The sequence below is a fragment of the Nocardiopsis alkaliphila YIM 80379 genome (genome assembly GCF_000341005.1).
Classification (GTDB): domain Bacteria; phylum Actinomycetota; class Actinomycetes; order Streptosporangiales; family Streptosporangiaceae; genus Nocardiopsis; species Nocardiopsis alkaliphila.
In genome coordinates this window covers 49,719-67,880 of record NZ_ANBD01000092.1, presented here as the reverse complement: position 1 = coordinate 67,880, position 18,162 = coordinate 49,719, and the positions used below count along the sequence as shown (strand labels likewise).

At 66.7% G+C, this 18,162-nt stretch carries 13 protein-coding genes and 2 pseudogenes; 12 read left to right on the top strand and 3 right to left on the bottom strand.

The genetic code is table 11. The annotated features are described in order from the left end of the window. Nucleotides 1-338: 338 nt before the first annotated feature. The 4 genes from rpsT (at nt 339) to holA (ending at nt 5,328) form a co-directional block, all read left to right on the top strand. Nucleotides 339-608 carry a 30S ribosomal protein S20 gene (gene rpsT, locus D472_RS0113890; protein WP_017605093.1) on the top strand — a complete coding sequence of 90 codons (270 nt, stop codon included), beginning with the start codon at nt 339-341 and terminating at the stop codon, nt 606-608. A 678-nt stretch (nt 609-1,286) separates the two neighbouring features. Continuing rightward, the gene (locus tag D472_RS29080) at nt 1,287-1,985 is read left to right on the top strand and encodes a helix-hairpin-helix domain-containing protein (RefSeq protein ID WP_017605092.1); all 699 of its coding nucleotides are present in this window, start codon (nt 1,287-1,289) and stop codon (nt 1,983-1,985) included. Between the two features lie 6 nt (nt 1,986-1,991). Then, nucleotides 1,992-4,325 (top strand): ComEC/Rec2 family competence protein, encoded by a 2,334-nt coding sequence (locus D472_RS0113880; protein WP_017605091.1) that lies wholly within the window; start codon nt 1,992-1,994, stop codon nt 4,323-4,325. A gap of 40 nt (nt 4,326-4,365) precedes the next feature. Beyond that, nucleotides 4,366-5,328, top strand: a complete 963-nt coding sequence (gene holA / locus D472_RS0113875) for a DNA polymerase III subunit delta (protein WP_017605090.1) — start codon at nt 4,366-4,368, stop codon at nt 5,326-5,328. 14 nt (nt 5,329-5,342) lie between these two features. Here the strand turns inward: holA and D472_RS0113870 are convergent, their stop codons facing one another. Both D472_RS0113870 and hflX read right to left on the bottom strand, forming a co-directional pair. Next, entirely contained in the window at nt 5,343-6,551 is a 1,209-nt protein-coding gene (locus D472_RS0113870) for an amidohydrolase family protein (RefSeq protein WP_017605089.1), read from the bottom strand. Nucleotides 6,552-7,059: 508 nt separating this feature from the next. Then, entirely contained in the window at nt 7,060-8,601 is a 1,542-nt protein-coding gene (gene hflX / locus D472_RS0113865) for a GTPase HflX (RefSeq protein WP_017605088.1), read from the bottom strand. A 399-nt stretch (nt 8,602-9,000) separates the two neighbouring features. Between hflX and aceB the strand changes: the two genes are divergently transcribed. From aceB to D472_RS0113820, 8 genes and pseudogenes are all read left to right on the top strand, one after another. Beyond that, on the top strand, nt 9,001-10,605 hold the full coding sequence (gene aceB, locus D472_RS0113860; RefSeq protein ID WP_017605087.1) for a malate synthase A: 1,605 nt from the start codon (nt 9,001-9,003) through the stop codon (nt 10,603-10,605). Nucleotides 10,606-10,796: 191 nt separating this feature from the next. Then, nucleotides 10,797-11,680: pseudogene (locus tag D472_RS26775) on the top strand (FAD-binding oxidoreductase); the annotation flags it as partial. A 43-nt stretch (nt 11,681-11,723) separates the two neighbouring features. Beyond that, nucleotides 11,724-12,065 (top strand): FAD-binding protein, encoded by a 342-nt coding sequence (locus tag D472_RS28190; protein ID WP_026117676.1) that lies wholly within the window; start codon nt 11,724-11,726, stop codon nt 12,063-12,065. Between the two features lie 144 nt (nt 12,066-12,209). Next, nucleotides 12,210-12,761 (top strand): annotated as a pseudogene (locus D472_RS25550) ((Fe-S)-binding protein); the annotation flags it as partial. A 619-nt stretch (nt 12,762-13,380) separates the two neighbouring features. After that, the gene (locus D472_RS0113835) at nt 13,381-14,088 is read left to right on the top strand and encodes a hypothetical protein (RefSeq protein ID WP_017605083.1); all 708 of its coding nucleotides are present in this window, start codon (nt 13,381-13,383) and stop codon (nt 14,086-14,088) included. Nucleotides 14,089-14,201: 113 nt separating this feature from the next. Then, nucleotides 14,202-15,173 (top strand): hypothetical protein, encoded by a 972-nt coding sequence (locus D472_RS0113830; protein WP_017605082.1) that lies wholly within the window; start codon nt 14,202-14,204, stop codon nt 15,171-15,173. Nucleotides 15,174-15,303: 130 nt separating this feature from the next. Next, the gene (locus D472_RS0113825; RefSeq protein ID WP_204366511.1) at nt 15,304-15,774 is read left to right on the top strand and encodes a hypothetical protein; all 471 of its coding nucleotides are present in this window, start codon (nt 15,304-15,306) and stop codon (nt 15,772-15,774) included. Nucleotides 15,775-15,897: 123 nt separating this feature from the next. Next, nucleotides 15,898-17,271, top strand: coding sequence for an MFS transporter (locus D472_RS0113820; RefSeq protein ID WP_161625109.1), 1,374 nt, complete (start codon nt 15,898-15,900; stop codon nt 17,269-17,271). 31 nt (nt 17,272-17,302) lie between these two features. On the opposite strand, the gene dapF is transcribed toward D472_RS0113820, so the two are convergent. Then, the gene (dapF, locus tag D472_RS0113815; protein ID WP_026117673.1) at nt 17,303-18,121 is read right to left on the bottom strand and encodes a diaminopimelate epimerase; all 819 of its coding nucleotides are present in this window, start codon (nt 18,119-18,121) and stop codon (nt 17,303-17,305) included. Between the last annotated feature and the right edge of the window lie 41 nt (nt 18,122-18,162).

Sequence of the window (18,162 nt, the reverse complement as noted above, 5' to 3'; positions counted from 1 at the left end):
TGTCGGGAGCCGAACCACCCGAGGGCCTGACGACCGGAGTGGCGCTCTACCTGGCCGACGAGGCCACCGAAGACGACGTGCGTGCCTATCGAACGGCGTGGTTGGACCCGCTCTCCTGAGAGTTCGTAGTCGAATTCACGTGCCCCAGGTCTGAGCGGTCCGCCGAATACGGCATACTGAGAAGTCCGTGTCTCGGACTTCCACGTTCGAATTCGAGCCCTATGGACTCACACACCCTGCGCCGGTGCCCACGCACGCCACTCATGGAACGGCTGCCCATGAGATGAGCCGCCTGTTCGACCGGCGCGCAGATCACAGTTACTGGAGCACGTTTTCGCATGGCGAACATCAAGTCGCAGAAGAAGCGCAACCGGCAGAACGAGAAGGCTCGTGTCCGCAACCAGGCGGTGCGCTCTTCCCTGAAGACGGCCATTCGGAGGTTCCGCGAAGCTGCCGAGGCCGGGGACGTCGAGAAGGCCACCGTGGCGCAGCGCACCGCCGCCCGCGCTCTGGACAAGGCCACCAGCAAGGGCGTCATCCACAAGAACCAGGCCGCGAACCGCAAGAGCGCGATCGCCAAGCGCCTGTACCAGCTCCAGTCCGCCTAAGGACTGCGTGGCCCGCGGTTTTCCAGGGTCCGGTCTCCCGTTGGGAGCCCGGGCCCTGTCGTCGTTCTCGGCCGGTTCCGAGGAGCACGGATCACGGTTACCGGCGAGTTGTCCACAGCTTGAAAACGACCGGTGACAGGGGGTGAACGACTCCCTAGCGTTGATGGCATGACCGCTTCGCGCCGGTCACGGCGCCCCTCTCCCACATCGACCCCTGAAGAACGACTCCGCGCACTCGGACTGGACGCCTCTCCCGTGGCCAGGCGTTTGCGCGCCCGTATTCCCCGCCCACCGGTCGTGCCCTCGGCGTCCGAACCCGGATCTGGGTCCCAGGTGCCCAGCGCCCCCTACGCGGTTCCGGAGGCCGACGCCGCCCACCGCCCCTTCTCCGCGCGCACCGAGCCACCATGGCGGGAGCGGGATTCGCGGGACGTACTGCCCCTCTCAGCCCCCTCGACTCCCGCACCTTCGGTGCCGGCACCGAGGCCTGCGCGAAACCGGAAGACACGCTCGTCCGGACCCTGGAGGGAACCGGCCGGGCCAGGGCCCGGGACGCACCCGCCCGCACGGACTCAGGGCGCCTCCGAGGAGGGACGGGCCACCACGCCGGAACCACCGGAGGGGACGCGGGACCCTTCCCGGCCCACACGCCGACCAGAACGGCCACCCGCCGGGTACGTGGAGCTGTCACCCGAGGAATCCCTCAGCGCCCTGGAACGGGTGACACGTGGCTGGAGCTCCCAGAGCGCGCTGTCCCGAAGGTCGGTGGCGGTCCTGCTGGCCCTGGGTGTGGCGGCGGTCGTGGCGGCGTTCCTGATGTCGCGTGAGAGCCCTCAAGAGGTCACCGCCCCCGAGTTGGTCACCCAAGCGGTGACCGAGGGTTCCTTCGCCGATGACGTCCCCGGCAGCGCCGATACCTCGACCGATGCGCCACCCGACGTGGAGCCAGAGGAGGACGTGGTGGTGCACGTTGGCGGTGAGGTCACCGAACCGGGCCTGTACACCCTGCCCGCCGGGTCGCGGGTGGCCGACGCCGTGGAGGAGGCCGGGGGCGCACTACCCGAAACCGATCTGGACCTGCTCAATCTGGCCCGGACACTGACCGACGGAGAACGGATCCTGGTCGGCGTCGCGGAGGAGGAGGGCGTCGAAAACGCGGGTGTGCCCGGCGGGGGAACCTCATTGGTGAACATCAGCACCGCCGGAGAGACGGAGTTGCGGACCCTGCCCGGGATCGGGGAGAAGAAGGCACGGCAGATCCTCGCTCACCGGGAGGCTCTTGGGGGTTCTTTCTCCAGTGTCGACGATCTGCTGGGGGTGGACGGGATCGGGGAGAAGACCCTGGAGAACCTACGGCCGCACGTGACCGTGGGGTGAGGGCCGATGGTGACCTGGCTGGGGACCGACGGGTACGGACTGAACCGGCCGGACCTGCGGCTGGTCGCGCCGGCCTCGGCTTCCTGGGCCTGCGCGTTGGCGGCCTTGGCCGTTCCGCCTTGGGCCGCGTGGTCGGGCTCGGCCGTGGCGGCCGCCTGCACGCTGGCGGTCTTCCTGATGGCCCGGTTCGACCGAGTGGCGCAGGCGCCCGCCCTGGTGACGGTGGCGACCCTGGTATGCGTGGCGACGGTGGCCGCGGTGACCGGCCTCCACGTGCACAGGACCATGACGAGCGCCGCTGCGGTGGCCGTCGAACACGAGGGTGAGGTGGAGTTCGCCGCGGTGGCAACGGCGGATCCACGCTCCAGGGCTGGGATGCCTCGCCCTGGGCGTGCGGAATGGGTGGTGCCGGCACGCACCCTGTGGGTACGTGTGGAGGGTCGGGTGCGTCCTTCCCGCGCTTCGGTGGTGGTGTTGGCCTCCGGCGAGGGATGGTCGGGACTGCTACCGGGGCAGGCCTTCACCGCCCGTGGCGCTTTCTTGGCCGCTGAGGACGACCCACTGACCGCGGCGTTGGTCCCGGTCCGGGGCCCGCCCGAACAGGTGGCGAAGGCCGGCCGCCTACAGGCTTTCGCCGGCGGGGTCCGCTCCGACCTTCGCCAGGCCACGGCCGAGTTGTCCCAGCCCGAACGAGGGTTGTTGCCCGCCCTGATCGTCGGTGACACCTCGGAGCTGTCGGAGGAGACGGCGGAGGACTTCCGGGCCACCGGAATGACTCATCTGTTGACCGTCTCCGGTGCCAACCTGGCGATCCTGACCGGGTTCGTGCTGGCGCTGGCGCGGTGGGCACGCGCCCCGACATGGTGTTCGGTGTTGGGCGGCGCGGTGATGATCTGGCTGTTCGTCCTGGTGTGCAGACCCGAACCGAGCGTGGTGCGGGCGGCCTTCATGGGCTCGCTCGGGTTGCTGGCGTTGGCGACCGGGCGTACGCAGGCCGGATTGGGTGCGCTGAGCGCCACCGTGGTGGGGGTACTGTTCGTCGCCCCCGGGTTGGCGTCCTCCTACGGGTTCGCACTGTCGGTATTGGCCACCGCCGGGATCCTGCTGTTGGTGCCCGGTTGGACGCGCGCGTGGTCCACTCGGCTGCCCCGCCCTCTCGCGGAGGCTCTGGCGGTGGCGGTCGCGGCGCACGTGGCGGTCGCTCCGGTCCTGGTCTCGCTGTCCGGGGAGGTCTCCTGGGTCGCGGTGCCGGCCAACGTATTGGCCGCCCCTGTGGTCGCGGTGGTGACCGTGGCCGGGTCGGCGTTGGTCGCGCTGGCGGCGGTGTGGTCCGGTGCGGCCGTGGTCCTGGTACATCTGCCGGGCCTGGGGGTCTCCTGGATCGCCAGGGTGGCACAGGTGGGCGCGCGGGTACCCTACGGAGCCTTGCCGTGGCGTTCCGACCTGGTCGGAGCACTGCTGCTGGCCACGCTGGTGGTGGTCTTCCTGCTGATTCGGGGCCGGGCCCGTCGAGTGCTCGCCGCGGTGGCGGTGGTGGCTCTGCTGCTGGGAGCGGCGGCCCGGTGCGTACCGGGAGGCTGGCCCCCGCGGGGGTGGGCGTTGGTCGCCTGCGACGTGGGGCAAGGGGACGCGCTCGTGTTGTCCACGGGGCCGGGGGAGGCGGTGGTGTACGACACCGGGGACGACCCCGGGGTGGTGGACGGGTGTTTGAGCCGGTTGGGGGTGCGCGACGTCCCGTTGTTGGTGCTCAGTCATGACCACGCCGACCACGTGGACGGAACCCCGGGAGTACTGCGACATCGGCGAGTGACGTCGGTGTTGGCCCCGGAGGGGTTCGATTCCACACCGGTGGGACGCCTACTGCTTCGCGAAGGTGCGGAGCTCACGGTGGCCGAACGGGGCCGATCGTTGCGGGTGGGTCCCTGGGCGCTGCGGGTGCTGTGGCCTCGGGCCGGTTACGCGGGCTCGGTCAACGACGCCTCCGTGGTCGTTCGTGCGGACGGCCCTCACCTGTCGGTTCTACTCACCGGGGACATCGAGGAGCCCGCCCAGGGAGAGTTGTTGCGCGGCCCGGACGCCGCGCTGTTGGCGGTGACGGTGCTCAACACCCCCCATCACGGGGCCGGCACCCAGGAGCCCGCTTTTCTCGAAGCCACCGGGGCGCTGGTGTCGGTGACCTCTGTGGGTTCGGACAACCCCTATGGCCATCCGGCTCCGTCCACCCAGGGGATCCTGGAACGGGTGGCCCGGGTGAACGCACGCACCGACCGCGACGGGGACGTGGCCGTGTTGGACTCCCCGGTACGGGTGGTCTCCCGTGGCCCCGTCCCCGACCGTTGAAGGGCACCGGCCGGTCGGTAGGGCGTGGCATGCTCGTTGTATGCCTGCACCCGCCCTCATCACGCTCATCGTCGGAGACGAGGAACTGCTCGTCGACCGGGCCGTGGCCGCCGTGGTCGCCTCGGCCCGCGAGGCCGAACCCGAGGTGGACGTCCACGACCTCCTACCCTCCCAGGTCGGCCTGTCCACCCTGGTGGAGGTCACCTCTCCATCTTTGTTCGGGGACCGCCGGGTGGTGGTGCTCCGTTCCTCGCAGGACCTGACCAAGGACCTGGCGGCGACCGTCACCGACTACCTCAAGAGCCCCGCCGACGACGTGAACCTGGTACTGACCCACGCTGGGGGCGCCAAGGGCAAGGCCCTGCTCCAGGCCGCCACCAAGGCGGGGGCCCAACGGGTGGACTGCAAGGGGCCCACCAAGGCCTCCGAACGGGTGGCGTTCGTCAAAGGCGAGTTCTCCACGGCCAAGCGTCAGATCACCGCCGACGCCGCCCAAGCGTTGGTGGACGCGGTGGGATCCGAGCTGCGCGAGATCGCCGCCGCCTGCACCCAGTTGATCGCCGATACCGAAGGGCGGGTGGACGCCGACGCGGTGGCCCGTTACCACTCGGGCAAGGCGGAGGCCTCCGGGTTCACGGTGGCGGACCGTGCCGTGGAGGGGCGCCTGCCCGAAGCGCTGGAGCAGCTGCGTTGGTCGTTGGCGGTGGGAACCGCTCCTGTGCTGATCAACAGCGCTCTGGCCGGGGCGGTGCGCGGGATCGCGGTCGCCGCCCAGCCGCCACGTGGGATGAACGATGCCGAACTGGCCAAGCGGGCCAAGGTGCCGCCGTGGAAGATGCGCGGGCTGCGTCAGCAGGCGCGCGGGTGGAGCCCGGCCGGGGTGACCCGGGCGTTGTCGGTGGTCGCCGAGACGGACGCCCTGATCAAGGGAGCCGGACGCGACCCCGAGTACGCGCTGGAGCGCGCGGTGATCGAGATCGCCCGAGCCCGCGGCACCCGCTGAATCCGACGTCGACTTCAGCGGATGGTCCGACCGCCCTGCCACACACGCAGGGTGTTCAGCCCCATGGACCAGGCGAAGGCGCCCTCGTGGTCGGCGTCCCACTGCACCAGGTCGGCGAGGCTGCCCGGGGCGATGAGTCCACGGTCGTTGATTCCCAAGGCGTGGGCTCCGCCCACCGTGGCGGCGTTGAGCGCCTCCTGCACGGTCATCTCGAACATGGACACGGCCAGGGAGATGACCAGCGGCATGGACGTGGTGCCGGACTGGCCGGGGTTGTGATCGGTGCCCAACCCCACGGGGACACCGTGGTCGAGCAGGGCACGCACCGGCGGGGTTCGACGTTCGTGCAGGGCGGTGGTGGGGCAGGCGACCACCGGGGTGCGGGTAGCGGCCAAGGCCAGCATGTCCTGGTCGTCGGCCTCGTGCAGCAGGTCCACGGAGGTACAGCCGAGTTCCGCGGCCATCCGCACGGCGCCGTGGCGAGGCCGGGAACAGGCGTGCATGGTGGTGCGCAACCCCACGGACTGGCCGACACCCAGCAACATGTGGGCGTCCTCGGTGGTGAACTGCTGGTTGTCGCAGTAGACGTCCACCCCATCGGCCCCGGCCATGGCGGCGTCACTGAGCCAGGAAGCGGCCGTGGCCACGTACTCCTTGGGACGCCCGAAGAACTCCGGAGGCACCCCGTGTGCGGGGAAGAAGGTGACGTGCAGGCGCGGCATGCCCGGCTCCTCCTCCAAGGAGCGCAGCAGGCGCACATCTGCGAGTTCGCCGTCACGGGTGAGGTGGTAACCGGTCTTGGCCTCCACCGTGGTGCAACCGGAGAGCACCCAGCGGCGGAGTCGCTCCCGGACGGCGTTGCACAGTGTCCAGGGATCGGTTCCACGGGTGATGGTGACGGTCGTGGACACTCCTCCGCCGGCGGCGAAGATGTCGGCGCGGGTGGCGCCCTTGGCCCACATGTTGACCTCGGCGTAGCGGTCACCGGCATACACGGGGTGGCAGTGGGCGTCGACGAGTCCGGGGGTGAGGAGCCCTCCCCCGATGTTGACGATCTCGTCGACGTCGGTGAGATCCTCCATCACTCCGGGAATGTGCTGGGGCAACTCGGCCGCGGGCCCGACCCAGACCACCCGGTCGTTGTCGATGAGGACGGCGGCTTTGGTCAGCAGCTCGTTACCGGTCCACAGGCGGCCGATGTTGGTGAGCAGTAGTACCGACATGGTGTGGTCCGCCTTCGCCGTTCAGTTCCGGTTCGCGGCACGTGGCACAGGGGCATGGGACGCACGGGCGGACATGGCGACCTCGTATCTGGACGTACTTCCGACAGAGCCGTGGGCGGTCGGAGTCCGCCTCGCGGTGCCGTGGCAGTGGGGTTTCGGACCTCAGGGGGCGCGGGGACACTGCCGGCCGGTGCTCCGAAACCGTAGCCCATTCGCCGACTCTGTGTACACCTCTGTGCGATGACGAATGCGAGAGTTCCGGGCCCGAACTCCTCATCCCACCGAGTACTGAAGCCACTCACATCAGCGCTGAGCTGCGAAGACCCACTTCATCGGCGAACTCGGAGCAAGCCACCGAACATGAGTGGTCCGTGTACTCCGGGTACATGGACCGAGGCCGGGACACCCTTGTGGGTGCCCCGGCCTCGGTGTGTTCTCATCCCGTACACATTCGGCTCGCCACGGCCTCGAAATGTCCGGTGTGTTCGACGTGTCCCCGCAGAAGAGGTCAGACCGTGCTGAGCGCGTGCTCTCCAAGCCTGGCCGCCAGCGGCGCGGGAACGAAGGCGTGCAACTCGGTGCCGTCGGCGGTGTGCTCCTCACTGACGACACGGCCCTCATCGTGCGCTCGGGCGACGAGATCGCCCCGCGAGTACGGGACGAGCGCGCGCACCTCCTCGGCGATCTCGGGCAGGGCGTCCGCCAACGCGGCCACCAGTGCGGGGATCCCCTCACCGGTGCGCGCCGAGACCTCGACCATGTCGGGGTGGTGGGTGCGCATCGTCTTGAGGACGTCGGGATCGGCGGAGTCGACCTTGTTGACCACGATGAGTTCGAGCACGTCACCCGCGCCGATCTCGGCGAAGACCTCACGGACCGCACTGATCTGTGACTCGGGATCGGGGTGCGAACCGTCGACCACGTGCAGGATCAGGTCGGCGTCGGCGACCTCCTCCAGGGTGGAACGGAACGCCTCCACCAACTGGTGCGGCAGGTAACGGACGAAACCGACCGTGTCGCTGAGTGTGAAACCACGGCCCTGGGGCGTGCGCGCCTGGCGGACAGTCGGGTCCAGCGTGGCGAACAGGGCGTCTTCCACCAGCACTCCGGCTCCGGTGAGCCGGTTGAGCAGGCTGGACTTACCGGCGTTGGTGTAACCGGCCAAGGCGACCGAGGGCACCTGGCGGGTACGCCGGACGTCGCGCTTGACGTCGCGTGCGGTCCGCATGTGGGTCAGCTGACGACGCAGCTTGGCGATCCTGTCGTTGATGCGTCGACGGTCGGTCTCGATCTTGGTCTCACCGGGACCACGCAGACCCACGCCACCGTTGCCGCCTCCACCGGCGCCACCGGCCTGGCGGGACAGGGAGTGACCCCAACCGCGCAGTCGGGGCAGCAGGTAGTTGAGTTGGGCGAGTTCGACCTGGGCCTTGCCCTCACTGCTGCTCGCGTGCTGGGCGAAGATGTCCAGGATGAGCGCGGTGCGGTCGATGACCTTGACCTTGACCACGTCTTCGAGCTGGATCAGCTGGCCAGGGGTGAGTTCTCCGTCGCAGATGACGGTGTCGGCCCCGGTGGCCTCGACGATGTCGCGAAGGTCCGCGGCCTTGCCCTTGCCGATGTAGGTGGCCGGGTCCGGCTTGGAACGGCGCTGGGTGAGACCCTCCAGAACGAGGGCTCCGGCGGTCTCGGCCAAGGCAGCGAGTTCGGTGAGCGAGTTGTCGGCGTCCGCCTGTGTTCCTCGGGTCCAAACGCCGATCAGGACCACGCGTTCCAAACGCAGGGCCCGGTTCTCGACTTCGGTGACGTCGGTGAGTTCGGTGGACAGGCTCTGGATACGACGTAGGGCATGACGCTCGGCCAGTTCCATCTCACCCCGGTCGGGCGTGTCCTGACGGCGACCGTCCCGGTCGTCGCCGGCGCCCGTGGCCGCGTCGGGCGTGTGGCCGCTCCGGCCACCGTCCTCGACGGCGGCCGTCTCACGGAACGCGTCCCCGCCCGGTGCCTCGTGGTCGGTTCGGTCGTTTCCGTGGATCTCAGAAGTATTCATATCCCTCCAGCTGGGTCAACGCGGACACCACCGGGTTTCTTCCCCTGTGCCTGGGGGCGAACGCCGTGTCGTCTGGCACGGCCGACGCCCCTCGTGCGGCGGGGCGGGTGTCCGCGGGACTCGCCCCTGGCTTCGATGGTGGCACTTCACCGCGGTGAAGGCACGTTGATTTTCACGGGCGGCGTGACACCAGACACTGCCCCTCGCCGACCGTGTGACCTTCCAAACTCCTGGCAGAATCGAAGAATCACGATATTTACCGAAGAAGTTTCGCCAAGCTTCTCTCCAGGAAAAGTTCGCACGTCATCGATGTGGCGAGCGACATTGACCGCTTGACGTCAAGATAGTAGTTTCACTTCCACATACCAGAAGCTTATTTCGTATTGCGGAAGGTTTTCCATGGGCGCCACACACGGGGTCGAGATCACGGGACCCCTCAACGACCGGTTCGACGAGATCCTCACCGACGACGCCCTCGCGCTCGTCGCCGAACTGCACCGCACCTTCGAGTCCCGCCGCCAGGAGCTGCTGGCCGCGCGCAAGACCCGTGAGGCGCAGATCGCGGCCGGGGAGGACCTCGACTTCCTCCCCGAGACCAAGCACATCCGCGAGGACGATAGCTGGAAGGTCGCGCCGCCCGCCCCGGGCATCACCGACCGCCGAGTGGAGATCACCGGCCCGACCGACCGCAAGATGACCATCAACGCGCTCAACTCCGGCGCGAAGGTGTGGCTGGCCGACCTCGAGGACGCCAACACCCCGCTGTGGGAGAACATGATCCAGGGGCAGCTCAACCTGCGTGACGCCCTGGACCGCACCATCGACTTCACCTCCCCCCAGGGCAAGACCTACGCCCTGAAGGAGGACTCCGAGCTGGCCACGATCGTCGTCCGCCCGCGCGGCTGGCACCTGGACGAAAAGCACATCCTCGTCGACGGTCAGCGCACCAGCGGCGGCATCGTCGACTTCGCGCTGTACTTCTTCCACAGCGCCAAGCGCCAGATCGCCAAGGGCAAGGGCCCCTACTTCTACCTGCCGAAGATGCAGAGCCACCTCGAGGCCCGCCTGTGGAACGACATCTTCGTCCTGGCCCAGGAGCGACTGGACATCCCCCGCGGCACCATCCGCGCCACCTGCCTCATCGAAACCATCCCGGCCGCGTTCGAGATGGAGGAGATCCTCTACGAGCTGCGCGAGCACTCCGCCGGCCTCAACGCCGGTCGCTGGGACTACCTCTTCAGCATCATCAAGACCCACCGCACCCGTGGCCGCAAGTTCCTGCTGCCCGAGCGTAACGCCGTCACCATGACCGCCCCGATGATGCGCGCCTACACCGAACTGCTGGTCAAGACCTGCCACAAGCGCGGTGCCCACGCCATCGGTGGCATGGCCGCGTTCATCCCCTCTCGCAAGGACGAGGAGGTCAACAAGAACGCCTTCGCCAAGGTCCGCGACGACAAGTCCCGTGAGTCCGGCGACGGCTTCGACGGCTCCTGGGTCGCCCACCCCGACCTGGTCCCGATCTGCCGCGAGATCTTCGACGGCGTCCTGGGCGACAAGCCCAACCAGATCGACAAGCAGCGTCCCGACGTCGAGGTGACCGCCGCCGACCTGCTCGCCGTCGACCAGACCCCGGGTGGCGTCACCCAGGCCGGTCTGCGCGCCAACATCAACGTCGCCCTGCAGTACCTTGCGACCTGGATGGGTGGCAACGGCGCGGTGGCCATCCACAACCTGATGGAGGACGCCGCCACCGCCGAGATCTCCCGTTCGCAGATCTGGCAGTGGCTGCACAACGACGTCACCCTCGACGACGGCCCCAAGGTCACCGCCGAACTCGTCAAGCAGATCATCGACGCCGAACTCGTCACCATCAAGGAGTCCTTGGGCGCCGCCTACGACGAGGACCTGTACGAGCAGGCCAAGGAACTGTTCACCGAGGTCGCCCTGGACGACGAGTACGTCGACTTCCTGACCCTGCCGGCCTACGAGCGCATGCCGTAGTTCGAACGCCGCCGAAGAGTTTCACAAAACGGAAGATTGATTCCACCGCACCCCTTGTCTCGGCAAGGGGTGCGGTCGTACGGTCGCCCTTGCGAGGTCGCGGTCGGAGTACGGGGCCAGTACGCGCTCCGACCGAACCTGGGAGGCGCCCCGTGGCCACGTCCACACACCCGAAGAGCACACCGGCGAACCTGACCGTCCTCATCCCTCGGTTACGCGAGGTCTGCGGTGCGGACCGTCCTCACCGACCTCTCCCAACGCCGTGTCTACGAGCGCGACGGCCTCGCCCACCACCGCGCCACCCCCGGGGTGGTGGCCATGCCCACCACCACCGCCCAGGTCGCCGCCATCGTCTCCCTGTGCGCCGAGCACGGTGTCCCCTACGTCCCCCCGGGGCGCCGGCACCGGTTTGTCGGCTGGAGCACTCCCCCACGCCGAGGGCGTCCTCCTGGTCACCTCACGTATGCGGCGCATCATCGAGATCGACCTGGCCAACGAGTGCGCCGTGGTCGAACCCGGTATGGCCAACCTCGACATCACCCGAGCCGCCTCACCCCACGGTTACTACTACGCACCCGACCCTTCCAGCCAACAGGCCTGCTCGGTGTGCGGCAACGTCGCGGAGAACTCCGGTGGGGCCCATTGCCTCAAGTACGGGTTCACCTCGGGCCACGTGCGCGTCCTGGAGATCGTCACCCCGGCCGGAAAGATCGTGGAACTGGGCGGCAAGGCCACGGGCGCACACGGTTACGACCTCATCGGCGCGTTCATCGGGTCCGAGGGCACCCTGGGAGTAACCACCCGCGTCACCGTCTCCCTGACCCGTTGCCCACACAAGACCGTCACCCTGTTGTCGGCCTTCACCTCCATGGACGCCGGAGGTGAGGCGGTAAGCGCGATCATCGCCGCCGGGGTCCTGCCCTCCGCCATCGAGATGATGGACGCGTCGGCCATCGAGGCCGCGGAGGCGGCGGTGGCCTGCGACTACCCGGCGGCCGCCGCCGCGGTCTTGGTGGTGGAGTTGGACGGGCCGGCCGCGGAGGTCGACGCCCAGATCGAGCAGGTCACCGAACTGTTCTGAACCATCCCACCACCGGCGAGAGGTGGGAAGGCCGAGCGTGAAGGATCTGGACGTCGAAGGGGCCGCCCTGCGCGAGGGCGATGTCGAGGACGCGGTGTGCGGGGTGGTGCCCGCACGCGTGGCCCGCTTCGAGGACACCCAGGCGTTGGGGCGACTGTTGGGGGCGGCCCGTGAGGCCGGCCTGACCGTCACCCCGCGCGGTGGCGGCACCGCCCTGGGTTGGGGCGCGCCACCATGCTCGGTGGACCTGCTGGTGGACACCCGCGCTCTCCTGGATCGAGCACAACGCCGGCGACCTGGTGGTGGAGGTGGGCGCGGGCACCCCGGTGGCCGAACTCCGACGGGTCTTGGCCGAGGCAGGACAGCGCCTGTCCCATGATCCGGTGCGCACCGGGGGACCGTGGGCGAAACGTTGGCCACCGGGCTGAGCGGTCCACGACGACTGCTCGCCGGAGCCCTGCGCGACCTGGTGATCGGGATGACCGTGGTGTGCGCCGACGGCGTGGTGGCGCGCAGTGGTGGTCGGGTGGTCGAGAAGGTCGCCGGCTACGGTTCCAGCATGAAGCACTTCGATCGCACCATGGCCGAGGCCGGGGAGAGCCGGAGGCGGGTGGAGCGCGCCCGCGCGATATCGGCCAAGGTGGTCGACCTGGCCGAGTACCTCGTCGACCTCGGGCCTCACGCGAAGCGTCATCCGCTGCCGCTGCACGTGGCCTACCACGACGCCTGTCACCTGTCCCACGGCCAGGGGGTCACCAGCCAACCCCGGAAACTGTTCGCCCCGATCCCCGACCTAAAGGTGTCCGACCTGCCGAACAAGGAGATCTGCTGTGGTTCTGCGGGGGTGTACAACCTGTTCCGGCCCGAAGCCGCGGCCGAATCGGGCGAGCGCAAGGGCCAAGACGTGGCCTCGACCGGGGCGCGCGTACTGGTGTCGGGCAACCCGGGATGTTCACTCCAGATCGCCTCGGCCATGGAACGTGCGGGCTCATCGATGGCCATCACGCACACCGCGCAGATCTTGGACGCCTCCCTGCGTGGCCTGAGCGTGGACCGACTCCTGGGTCGGGGCTGAGTCATCCGGATCGAACGTGGCCGGTGGGTCGAACCTACCGGCCGTTTCCGCGTGCCCAACGGGGGTCTGCCGTATCGTCCCGGACCGGCGTGCCCTACGCCATGACCTTCCCTCTCCAGGGCCGCGGCCGGGCACGGTGGGGAAAGACGTCCATGTGTTCGGCAAGAGCACTAACTCAAGACTCCTTCCCACTTGCCCCGTCTTGCAAACCACCGCCGGGATGGATATCCGATGATTGACAATCTCCTATGGACTTCAGTGATCAAGAGATCTCTACCGCCCGAAAGGGTCGACGAAAAACGAGCGCCGACCTGAACTGCGAATTCTGCATTGCGCGGGACTCAGTACCCGAATCGAGCATACCGCGATCCCCCTGAAGCCCTTGACTGGCTCTGCGGTGCCCGAGTAATGTCACAGCGCATCACTCGCACTGATATCACGCGAAAGCGGAGGTCATCATGACCGAAGCCAATGACAAGAACACCAATGGATCCTCCAGGAAACAGGACTCGGTTTCACAGGTCGATGTCAATCGACTGACCCGCCGACTCGACCACTCTGTTCCGGAGCCGATGCTCCTGGAAGAGCCGAAGAAGTCTTCCTAGAGAGCCGATAGAAAATGACCACTGAGGAGCCGACCCAGACGCCGGACAGCTATTCCTGGAGTCAAAAATGGAGTTACTGGATACGAGATAGAGTCAGTGTCTCCGACCAGGCGCCTCAGTGGTCTGATTTCTGCAAGGAATACACCGAACACCTGCGGTCCCTGCGGTCACTGGAGCGGATCAGACCCAGATACCAGTCTAGCGACTTCCTCGACACCGATACCCTCGAGAAGATTTACGAAGACTCCGATCGGGCTTTTCGGGACCACGGTTGGCAGCACAATGGAAGATGGAATGCCCGATTGTCGGACCATGTCGCCGACCTACTCGACTCTGCGGGCATAGTTTCCGAACTTAAAACCTTGACGCAGGAAACCATAGAATTCCCACACGGCGGAACCTACATCCGCTACTTCAACGAAGGCGAGCGGCTGAATTTCCACCTTGATGATTTCAGCTACGGGGAGGCAAATGTCCTCATCTGCCTGGATCATTTTCACGGATATTCGGAAAAGCTGAGTTCTACGTTGTTCCTCGGCCCGTCCGGATACGAATCCCATACATTGGAAAAGGGTGGTGCCCTCGCTTTCGACGGTTGCTTCACCCCCCACGGGCGAACCCCCCTCGCTGCAGGAGAAACCGTAACACTACTCGCTCTGGCCTTTCGGCCGGTTTCCGCCAAACACATCGACACGAACAACCTTCCCGAGCCTCCGTGTTGAGGCCACTCAGCGGCCGGGGGACGGGAGGTTCCGGAGAAGACGCGGGCGGAACCACCGGCCACCCACGTGAAGGCGGGGCGGCAAGCGGACACCATCCAAGCCCGGATGCTCCGGTGGAAGCGGACAACGACATCGGGAATCAGGACACCATGACCCAAGTTCAGCCCTACCAGGCAGCAGCCCTGCCCGGTTTCGTTTCTCGGAACAGCCTGGCCTCCAGACTCGGAGCCGAGGGCTCCGTCTCCGGGACCACGCCCTCCTTCATTCACACGAAACTGACCAGAAAACCCTGGAAAAGCCTGATCTCGGATATTTCCACGCAGTCTTTTACCGTATCAGGGCACGAGTTCTGGTGGGCGTGGGGAACGACTCAGGACGGCCCATTCAACAAGGCGTTGGACCTGCCTGGGCAGGAAGCGACGAAACCAACCAGTGAGACACGCTCGGAAACGGAGAGTGCGATCGAAATGATCGCTGATTATCCGTGGGCATTCACCCTATTCAAGAACTACACGACGACATTAACCTACGTCCTGAACGACCCCGGAAACCCTAGGCCCATCACATCCGCATCGTTCCCTGATTTCCCCATGCAGACTTTCTTCTCCAAGGTTGCCTGGAAACACATACCCCCCAGGAGCGTCCTCCGAGAGTCTTCTATCCATCTATTGGCAGAAAACCTTTTCCACGAAAGCATACACCAGTACATCAACGCCCGGATACTCACAGAACCGATCCTCCCCGCGGATTTCGACTCGGGCAAAGGCGTAAAGGTTGACATTTCATGGCGCAAGGGCCAGGGCAGCGAAAGCCTGTGGTCCCTCGACCGAGTTTTCCATGCGGCGTCCGTGTACACCATGCTAATTCCTTGGCGCCATGAAATCCTAAAGCGAAATGACCTTCCGCCTGAGACTCGAAAAGTAATCGAGGGCGCCGTTGAATTTTCTGAGAAATCATTGGACGAGCTTTCCTCAGCACTCCAGGAGCATCTCGAATCATTCACCCAAAGGGGGGCCTTCTTTGTGGGTCAAATGCTGGAACGAGCATCGACGTACACTCAACTGACGCGCAAGGGTCATATGTAGTCGATCTCTCATTCCGAAAGTCGGACACGAGCCCGTACCGACACCTCGACGCCCCCGCACACAGATCCGAACACCATACGCATCGATTGACCCCGCCCTGTTTCATCTTTCAACCTATATGGTGGCCCTCTTGCCGATTGAACCCATGAAGATCGTCCTCGATTACGTTCCTCTCCTGCCCGCGCAGGACAAAGACCGCCGCAAGGTGTTCGAAGACCACGAGTACTCTCCCCGATTCGATGACGATTTCGAAGAGGTCGTCGAGGAACTCATCGACCTTTCGGTCCGATTGCTGACCCTTTTGCCGGATCCCTCGTTGAGCCCCGACGAACGCTTGGAGCGACTTGCGCGGGTCGTCCCCCACTCCCAGTTGGTCACCGCGCACCGCAGGAGCGTACGGCACAAGCTATATCAATTGCGTCGTCGGCTGGATGAGTTGGTACCGGACGAGAAGCTGGACCACCGCCAGAAGCTGGAATGGCTGGTGCACCGGTTGGAGGAACTGGTTCCAGGAGAGGATCTGCGCCCGATCCAGCGTCTGGAGAAGTTGGGTGACTACCGCTCCACCGACGTCGGACTGGCACCCTGGCACTGGCAGTGAGTCCGTGATCCGCCATGAGAAACCGCGACGTATCACACCCTCACTCGGAACATGCTCGTACCGCCGCCCTTCTGAGCGCACCGGGACCAGTGGGCTCGGGCTATTGCTAGAAAGTCGAACATCGTGTCGGAACAGAGATTCCCGCGCCGGGGACGAGTGATCGGCCACCAGGCGTTCTGGGTGTTGTGGGGCGGTCAACTGGTCTCACTCCTGGGCTCCACCGCGGCGTCGTTCGCTTTGGGACTGATCGTGTACGCCGAGACCGGGAACGTGGCGGTGCTCGCGCTCATCACCGGGGTCTCCACATTCGGTTCCATCTATCTCGCACCCGTGTGCGGCGCCGTGGCCGACTATTTCGACCGCAAGCCCACCGCGTTGTTCTGCAATGTCGCGCTCGCCCTGGTCGCCTCCATACTGGCCTGGATCGCCTATCTCGGGGTCGGTGAACGTGTTCCCTGGCTGCTGGGTTTGGTGTTCGTATCAGCGCTGTTCAACACCGGTCTGTCGGTCACCCTGGCGGCGTCGGTGCGCGAACTGCGTTCGGAAGCGAACCTGACACGCGTCAACGGTGTCACCTCCCTGCTGGAGAACGGCCCGATCGTGGCCGGACCACTTCTGGGTGCGGCCATCTACGCCTTCCTCGCTCCAGCGCTGATCTTCGTCCTGGACGCGAGCACCTTCCTGTTGTGCGCTCTGGTGGTGCTCTTCGTGCGGTGGCCGCCCCGCCCGGCCACGGGGCGAACTCTCAGGCTGAGACCCTTCGCCGGTGCTGCGGCGGGACTCGCCCACATCTGGCGTGAGCGCGACTTGCGCACACTGCAGTTGAGCTTCGCGGGGGTGAACCTGTTCAACGGGCTGGCGATCGCGGCGATGACCGCTTTCGTCGTGTCCGCGTCCACGGAGGGTAAGGATGCCTGGAACCTGGCCGCGGTCAACGTGGCCGGGGCGCTCGGTCTGCTGCTGGGATCGGTGATCGTGTTCGCTCTGGCCACACGGGTGGACAGGCGGTGGCTGATCGCCGGCGGGGTGGTCTGCGGCGCCTTGGTGGGCAGGCTTCTTCTAGTGGTGACCGTGATCCCCGTCATCTGGGTGCTCGCCTACACGGTGCGGAACCTGTGCGTTCAGGCGTCCAACGCCCCGCTCACCGCCATCTGGCAGGAACGGGTGCCTAAAGACATCCAGGCGACCGTCTTCGGTGCCCGCCGCCTCATGGGCCAGGGCCTGTATCCGCTCGCCGTACTCGTGGGGGGTCTCCTCGGGGCGGGCGCCCTGAACGACTCCGCGGCGGTGGAGTGGGTCCTCACCACGATCGGTCTCGCCTTCGCCGGGGTGGACTCGGGGATCACCGCGGTGATCCTGATCGCGGGTGCGGGAGAACTCATCCTGGGGCTCGTACTGCTGACCTCCAAGGCCCTACGCAAGCTGACCCACGCCCCGGAACCGAGCGAGGACGACAGTGACCCCGCAAAGGCGCGCACGAACCCGGCGCCCACCTGAGCGCGAACACGAGACAAAGGGCCCCGACCTCTCAGATCAGGAAGGTCTCGCCCTCGGCGACGATGACGGCCGGACCGCTCAGACGGGCTCCGGATGCGTCCATGTAGACGGTGCACTCGCCGCCCAGGACACGCACCTTCCAGACCTTCTCGTTGTCCCCTTCGGCGGTGGCCGCCGCGGCCACCGCCACGATACCGGTGCCGCAGGAACGCGTCTCCCCCGAGCCACGCTCGTACACGCGCATGTCCAGCACGCCGGGCTCGACCTCCCGGTAGACCTCGACATTGGCGCCCTGGGGAAAGGCCTCGGTGTCCAACTCAGGGGCACGAGTCAGGTCGACGTCGGCGACCGGGCCCTCCACCTCACAGGCCAGGTGCGGATTGCCCACGGAGATCTGGGCGCCGTGGACGACCTGGCGAGCGAGCTTGGCCGAGGAGGTGCCCTGCATCTCCACTCGGCCCATGTCTATGGTGATGTCGCCGTTGGGCTCGATCACCACCTCCTTGGCGCCATCGCGGGTACCGACCTCGAAACGGTCGGAGTCGACCAGACCCGCGTGAAGCAGGTAGCGGGCGAAGACCCGCACCCCGTTACCGCACATCTCGGCGATACTGCCGTCGGAATTGCGATAGTCCATGAACCACTCGGCGCGTTCGGCGGTGCGCGCGGCCGGGGCGAGGGTCTCACCCAGCCTGGCGGTACGAACCACCCTCAGGATGCCGTCACCACCGATGCCCGCACGGCGGTCGCACAGCCGTCGGACGATCTCCTCCGTGAGTTCGAGCTCCCCTTCGGGGTCGGGGAGGATCACGAAGTCGTTCTCTGTTCCGTGGCCCTTGGCGAATCGCATGCGGACCATCCTAGGGGTGCTCGTCCACCTCGCCGACCGTA